Source organism: Neoroseomonas eburnea, from assembly GCF_018129005.1.
Taxonomy (GTDB): domain Bacteria; phylum Pseudomonadota; class Alphaproteobacteria; order Acetobacterales; family Acetobacteraceae; genus Neoroseomonas; species Neoroseomonas eburnea.
This window is the reverse complement of record NZ_JAAEDL010000034.1, coordinates 45360-51702: the sequence shown is the minus strand read 5'-3', so window position 1 is coordinate 51702 and position 6343 is coordinate 45360. Positions and strand designations below refer to the sequence as shown.

Sequence of the window (6343 nt, the reverse complement as noted above, 5' to 3'; positions counted from 1 at the left end):
CGCCGGCCGTGGTGCGGCTCGCCGGGCGCGCCGGTGTCGGCGCGGCTGCGGCAGCCGAGGCCTGGAGCGCGGTGGAACAGGACTTCGCCCTCGATGCGCTGCGCGCCGCCATCGCCGCCGCGCCGGCCCCGGGCCCCTTCGGCCCGCGCGCGCGCGCCGCCCTGGCGGAGGAGGTCGCGTCCGCGCAGGCACGCCTCGCGGCGCAGCGCTTGGAAGGCCGCAGGCCCGACGGGTCGCGCGCGAACGCGACCGCGGCACTGGTGCGCGAAGCCGCGGCGGCGCGGGACCTGGCGGCGGTCACGGTCGCGGTGCGGGGGCTCGCTGCGCTGGGATAGGGGCGGGAGCGGAGAGGGGCTTTGCCCCCCTCCGGACCTCCCCCTACCAGAGGCCGAAAGGCCTCTGGACACCGTTACCTTATCGGCGGGTCGGTGGAAGGGGGCCGCCCGCGCCCCCCGCCCTGCCCCAACCCGCCGATCTGGTCGAGGCTTCCAAAGGCCCTTCGGCCTTTGGCGGGAGGGGTTCCGGGGAGCGCAGAGCCCTCCCCGCCCGCGCCCTACCCTGGCGCGGTGAAGTCCCGCCCCTCGAACGCCGTCAGCAACTCCCGCAGCCGGTCCGGGATCGGCGTCGGCCGTCGCGTCGCCTGGTCGGTCAGCACCCAGACGATCTCGCCGGTGGCGAGCAGGCTGTCCCCGCCCGCCGGGAAGACCGCGGGCTGGAAGGCGATGGAGGAGCGGCCGATGCGCGTCGCGCGCGCGCCGATCTCGAGCCGCGCCGCGCGACCGATCGCGACCTTGTACTCCACCAGGCCGCGGACGACGTGGAAATCCGCGCCGGAGGCCTTCACCTCGGCCTGGTAGTCCCAGCCGGCGGCACGGATGTAGTCGGAGACCGCCTCGTCGTACCAGGTCAGGTAGTGCGCGTTGAAGACGATGCCCTGGGTGTCGAGTTCGACGTAGCGGACCTTGTGCGCCAGGAAGAAGCGGAAGTCGGCGCGGCTCGGCGGCCGCGTCACCGCGCCGTCCATCTTCAGCCCCGCGCTTCCGCCACGGCGGCCTTCGCCGCGGCGACCATCAGCCCGACCTCGTTGGCGATGGTGACGAGCTTGAAGCCCTTCCTGATCATCTTGTTGGCGTAGGCGGCGGTGCCGTTGTGCAAGCCGGCGGCGATGCCGCGCTTGGAGGTCTCGGCGAGCAGCTTGTCGTAGATGCCGAGGATGAAGGGGTCCTCGACGTCGAGCTTCGGCTCGAGCCCATAGGAGAAGGAGAGGTCCGAGGGCCCGACATAGATGCCGTCGATGCCCGGCACGTCGAGGATCTCCTCGATGTTCTCGATCGCCGTCCTGGTCTCGATCATCGGGATGACGAGGATCTCGTCATTCGCCGTCTTCTGGTAGTTGCCCGAGGAGCCGTAGGCGCCGGCGCGGATCGGGCCGTTGGACCGCGTGCCCGCCGGCGGATACTTGCAGTACTGCACCAGGGCGCGGGCTTCCTCGGCCGTGTTCACCATCGGGCAGATCACGCCATAGGCGCCGGCATCGAGCACCTTGCCGACGATCCCCGGCTCGTTCCACGGCACGCGCACCATCGGCACCGCGCCGGAGGGCTGGATGCCCTGGAAGCAGGAGACGCAGGACAGGTAGTCCTGCACGCCGTGCTGCATGTCCACGGTCACGGAATCCCAGCCGCACTTCGAATACATTTCGGCGGAGAAGGCGTTCGGGATGGCGAGCCACCCGTTCACGACGGCGCGGCCGTCCTTCCACGCTTCCTTGACCGCATTCGCCATGGCGCCGCTTCCTCTCTTTTCGGGCTGCTATGGCAGGAACGCTAGGACGGGGTCCGTGGGGCGTCAAACCGGGTGCTGGACGCGCGGGGGCGCCGGAGGCAGGGTGCGCGGCATGAGCCCCTGGAGCGTTTCCTCCGAGACGGGCGTGCTGACCGATGTGCTGGTCTGCCCGCCCGACCATTATCGCTGGATTCCGACCAACACGATCGTGCGCCGCACCCTGGCGGGCGCGCAGCAGCCTTCGGCGATGGCGCTGGCCGCGCAGCACCGGGAACTGGTGCAGGCGCTGGAACAGGGCGGCGCGCGCGTGCATGTCCTGCCGCCCGAACCGCATCTGCCCTACATGGCCTACACGCGCGATTCCGCGGTGGTGACGCCCTGGGGGCCGGTGCTCTGCCAGCTCGAACGGCCGCAGCGGCGCGGCGAATACGCCGGCGTGACCGACTTCCACGCCGGTGCCTTCTGGCGCAAGTCGAGCGCCGGCACGCTGGAAGGCGGCGACATCCATATCCTCAAGCCCGGCCTGGCCGTGGTGGGCGCATCCGGCGGCCGCACCGACCTGGCGGGCGCCGAGCAGTTCGCCGCCTGGCTGCGCGCCGAGGGCTGGGAGGTGCGTGTCGAGGTCTTCGACGAGCACTTCCTGCATCTCGACGTGCTGATGTGTCTCGCCGCGCCGGGGCTGGCCGTCGCCTGCCTCGACGTGCTGGACGCGGATTTCGTCGCCTGGCTGAAGGCGCATGGCATCCGCTGCCTCGACGTGCCGTATCGGGAAGCGATGGCGCTCGGCTGCAACCTCATCGCCCTCGGCAAGGATCGTGTCGTCTCCGCGCGCGGCTCGGCGCGCCTGAACGCCGCGCTGCGGGCGGAGGGCCTCACCGTGCTCGACCCGGATCTTTCCCTGTTCACCGCCGGCGGCGGCGGACCCCATTGCCTGACCTGCCCGCTCAAGCGGGAGGAGTGACCCCATGACCACGACCGTGACCACCACCGAAGCCGATGCCGTCATCGCCGCCGCGCGTGGCTTCCTCGGCGAGCGCATCAGCGTCAACCGCACCATCCGCGAACAGCACAGCCGCGGCGAGGACACCACCACGCCGACCCTGCCCGACGCCGTCGCCTTCGTGGAGACGACGGAGGAGGTGAGCCGCCTGCTCGCGCTGTGCCACCAGCACGGCGTGCCGGTGACGCCCTTCGGCGCCGGCACCTCGCTGGAAGGCCATGTGAATCCGGTGCGCGCGGGCATCTCGCTCGACCTCTCCCGCATGAAGGCGGTGCTGGAGGTGAACGAGGAGGACATGGACTGCCTCATCGAGCCCGGCGTGACGCGGCAGGAGCTCAACGCCTTCCTGCGCGACAAGGGGATGTTCTTCCCGGTCGACCCCGGCAGCCACGCGTCGATCGGCGGCATGTGCGCGACGCGCGCCTCCGGCACCAATGCCGTGCGCTACGGCACCATCCGCGAGAACGTGCTCGGGCTGGAAGTGGTGCTCGCCGACGGCCGCGTGATCCAGACCGGCGGGCGCGTCCGCAAGGCGTCCAACGGCTACGACCTGACGCGTCTGTTCATCGGCAGCGAGGGCACGCTCGGCGTCATCACCAAGGTGCGGCTGCGCCTGCACGGCATCCCGGAGGCGATGAGCGCCGCGGTCTGCCAGTTCCCGACGCTGGCCGCCGCGGTCGAGACGGTGATCACCGTCATGCAGTCCGGCATCCCGGTCGCGCGCATCGAACTGCTCGACGAGGACCAGATGGAGGCCTGCATCCGCTACTCGAAGCTGGAAGGCTTCGAGGCGCTGCCGACGCTGTTCCTCGAATTCCACGGCACCGAGGCCGGCGTGAAGGAACAGGCCGAATCGGTCGAGGCGATCGCCGGCGAATACGGTGCCTCCGGCTTTGCCTGGGCCACCGATGCGGAGAGCCGCAACAGGCTCTGGCAGGCGCGGCACGATGCCTATTGGGCGGCGATCGCGCTGAAGCCGGGCCATCGCGGCATCACCACCGATGTCTGCGTGCCGATCTCGCGGCTGGCGGAAGCGGTGCTCGGCGCCAAGGAGAAGTCGCGCGAGAGCGGGCTGACGAGCTGCATCGTCGGCCATGTCGGGGACGGCAATTTCCACTGCCTCATCCTCTTCCCCGAGAGCGACCCGCAGGGGCTGGAGCGCGCCTGGGCGCTGGACCGCTCGATCGTCGCGGAGGGCCTCGCGCTCGGCGGCACCTGCTCCGGCGAGCACGGCGTCGGCCTCGGCAAGCGCGAATTCCTCGAACAGGAACATGGGCCGGAAGCGCTCGCCGTGATGCGCGGCGTAAAGGCGAGCCTTGACCCGCGCGGCATCATGAACCCCGGGAAGATGTTCAGGAACTGACGGGGTGGACCTGCTCGGGCTGTCCGTCCTCGCGCTGACGCTCGGGCATGTCTTCTCCAACGCGGTGCGTACCCTGCCGGCGATGGCGGCGGACGTGCTGCAGCGGGACCTCGGCCTCACCGCGGACGGCCTGGCGGCGCTGACCGGCGCCTTCCCGGCGGCCTTCGCGCTGGCCATGCTGCCGGTGGGCGTCGCGCTCGACCGCTACGGCGTCAAGCCGACGGCGCTGGTGCTGCTCGCCATCGCCGGGACGGGCTCGTTGCTCGGCGCGGTGGCGGCCGGGCCATGGTCCATGCTGGTGGCGCAGCTCGTGCTCGGCATCGGCTGTTCGGGAATGCTGATGTGCCCCGTCACCTATGCGGCGAAGATGCTGCCGCCGGAGCGCTTCGGCCTGTGGGGCGGGGTGATCCAGGCCTTCGGCAATACCGGCATGCTGCTGTCGGCAAGTCCGCTCGCGCTGCTGGTGGAGCATGCCGGCTGGCGTGCGGGCTATCTCGCCTGTGCGCTGCTCGCCCTCGGTGCGGCGGTTGCCGTCTCCACCGTGGTCCGGGGGGCACCACCGGCCATGCAGGCCCGCCGCAGCATCGCCGAGGATGCGCGCGACGTCGTCGCCCTCGGCCTGTCGCGCGAACTGCGCGCGCCGATCGTCATCGCCTTCGCCTCCTTCGCCGCCGTGCTCGGCGTGCGTGGCCTGTGGGGCGGGCCCTGGCTGATGGAGGTGAAGGGCCTGGCGCGGGTGCCGGCGGGGAACATCCTGCTGTTCTGCACCGTCGCGCTGATCCTCGGCCCCGCTGTCGCCGGCATGCTGGAACGCCGCTTCCAGCGCGTGCGGCGTCTGCTGCTGGCGATGGGCCACCTCGGCGCGGCGGCGGCGATCCTGCTGATGGTGGCGGGCGGCGCGCTCGGCTGGGGGGTGGCGGCGGATGCCGTGCTGCTCACCGCCTTCGGGTTGCTGATCTCGCTGCAGGTGATCTGCTTCGCGCTGGTGCGCTCGGCGGTGCCGCCGGAGCGCGCCGGGCGGGCGCTGTCGGCGATGAACGTCTCCTTCTTCGGCGGTGCCGCGGTGCTGCAGGCGGTTTCCGGCGCCGCGGCCGCGGCGGGGGGCGTCGGCGCGGCGCTGCTCGTCTTCGCCGCCGCGCTGGTGGTCTGCACCCTGGTCTTCCTGCGCCTGCCAGGCCCGCGTTGAGGCTTCGCGATCCGGGAGTTCCGCACCGGAGCGGTCTCCGTTCGCCCTGGCTCACGGCAACGTCGCCAGCCTCCTTTCCTCGCGAGCCTCGTCATCGGATCATGTGATTCCACCTGGTCGGGATCTGCTCTAGAAGCGCTGGCAAGGGGGAAGGCGCATGATCCGCAGCATCCTGGTCGCGCTTGACGACACCAAGGGGGCCCGCCACGCGCGCGACCTCGCCATCGGGCTCGCGCGGCGTACCGGCGCGGCGCTCTCGGCGGCGACGGTGCTCGACTGGCCGCATGTGAAGGACGCGCACGAACCTGTGCCGCCCGGGGCCGTCGCCTTCAAGGAACGCCGCGATGCCGCCCGCGCGCAGCGCGCCGAGGAGGAGGCCGACGCCGCCTTCGCCGCCTGCACGGCCGCCGCCGGGGAGACCCCCTTCGCCCGGCTGCGCCTCACCGAGGCGCCGGAAGCCGCGCTGCTCGCCGCCGGCGCCACGCACGACCTGATCGTCATCGGCCGCGATTCCACCCTCGGCCTCGAGGACAATCCCGATGGCCTGGCGCCGGTGATCGAGGCGCTGCTGCACGATGGCGCACGCCCGCTGCTGGTGGTGCCGGCCGAACCGGCGCCCGGATCGGGCGGCGTGCTGGTGGGCTATGACGGCTCGATCCCCGCCATGCGCGCGATCCAGCTTTTCGCGCTGCTCCGCCTGGCCGAAGATTCGCCGGTGAAGGTGCTGTCCGTGGGCGAGACGCGCGCCGAGGCGGCGCGGCTGGCGGGCGAGGCCGCCGACTACCTGCGCCGCCACGGCATGGCCGCCGAGCCGATCGCACTGGAGGGTGCGCGGCCGGTCGACGCCCTGCTCGCCGAGGCGACCGCCATGCCGGCGCGGCTGCTGGTCATGGGCGCCTATGAGTATTCGGCCCTGCGCACGCTCTTCACCGGGTCGGCGACGCGCCGATTGCTGCATGGCGCCCCCTGCCCGGTCTTCGTCGCGCGCTGACCCGCGCCGCAGCACGCC

General features: G+C 71.9%; 7 protein-coding genes. 5 read left to right on the top strand and 2 right to left on the bottom strand.

Features of this window, described 5'->3' with window-relative positions:
- The coding region (locus GXW74_RS23940) for a hypothetical protein (RefSeq protein ID WP_211849116.1) at positions 1-335 on the top strand (335 nt) is incomplete at its 5' end.
- Between the two features lie 218 nt (positions 336-553).
- Here GXW74_RS23940 and GXW74_RS23935 read toward each other — a convergent pair.
- Both GXW74_RS23935 and GXW74_RS23930 read right to left on the bottom strand, forming a co-directional pair.
- Positions 554-1024, bottom strand: coding sequence for an acyl-CoA thioesterase (locus GXW74_RS23935; protein ID WP_211849115.1), 471 nt, complete (start codon positions 1022-1024; stop codon positions 554-556).
- Positions 1025-1026: 2 nt separating this feature from the next.
- Positions 1027-1785 (bottom strand): HpcH/HpaI aldolase family protein, encoded by a 759-nt coding sequence (locus tag GXW74_RS23930; protein ID WP_211849114.1) that lies wholly within the window; start codon positions 1783-1785, stop codon positions 1027-1029.
- Between the two features lie 112 nt (positions 1786-1897).
- On the opposite strand from GXW74_RS23930, the gene GXW74_RS23925 reads away from it, so the two are divergent.
- From GXW74_RS23925 to GXW74_RS23910, 4 genes are all read left to right on the top strand, one after another.
- The gene (locus GXW74_RS23925) at positions 1898-2746 is read left to right on the top strand and encodes a dimethylarginine dimethylaminohydrolase family protein (RefSeq protein ID WP_211849113.1); all 849 of its coding nucleotides are present in this window, start codon (positions 1898-1900) and stop codon (positions 2744-2746) included.
- 4 nt (positions 2747-2750) lie between these two features.
- Positions 2751-4148, top strand: coding sequence for an FAD-binding oxidoreductase (locus GXW74_RS23920; RefSeq protein WP_211849112.1), 1398 nt, complete (start codon positions 2751-2753; stop codon positions 4146-4148).
- 4 nt (positions 4149-4152) lie between these two features.
- Positions 4153-5334 carry an MFS transporter gene (locus GXW74_RS23915; RefSeq protein ID WP_338148316.1) on the top strand — a complete coding sequence of 394 codons (1182 nt, stop codon included), beginning with the start codon at positions 4153-4155 and terminating at the stop codon, positions 5332-5334.
- A gap of 157 nt (positions 5335-5491) precedes the next feature.
- The gene (locus GXW74_RS23910) at positions 5492-6325 is read left to right on the top strand and encodes a universal stress protein (protein ID WP_211849111.1); all 834 of its coding nucleotides are present in this window, start codon (positions 5492-5494) and stop codon (positions 6323-6325) included.
- Positions 6326-6343: the final 18 nt, after the last annotated feature.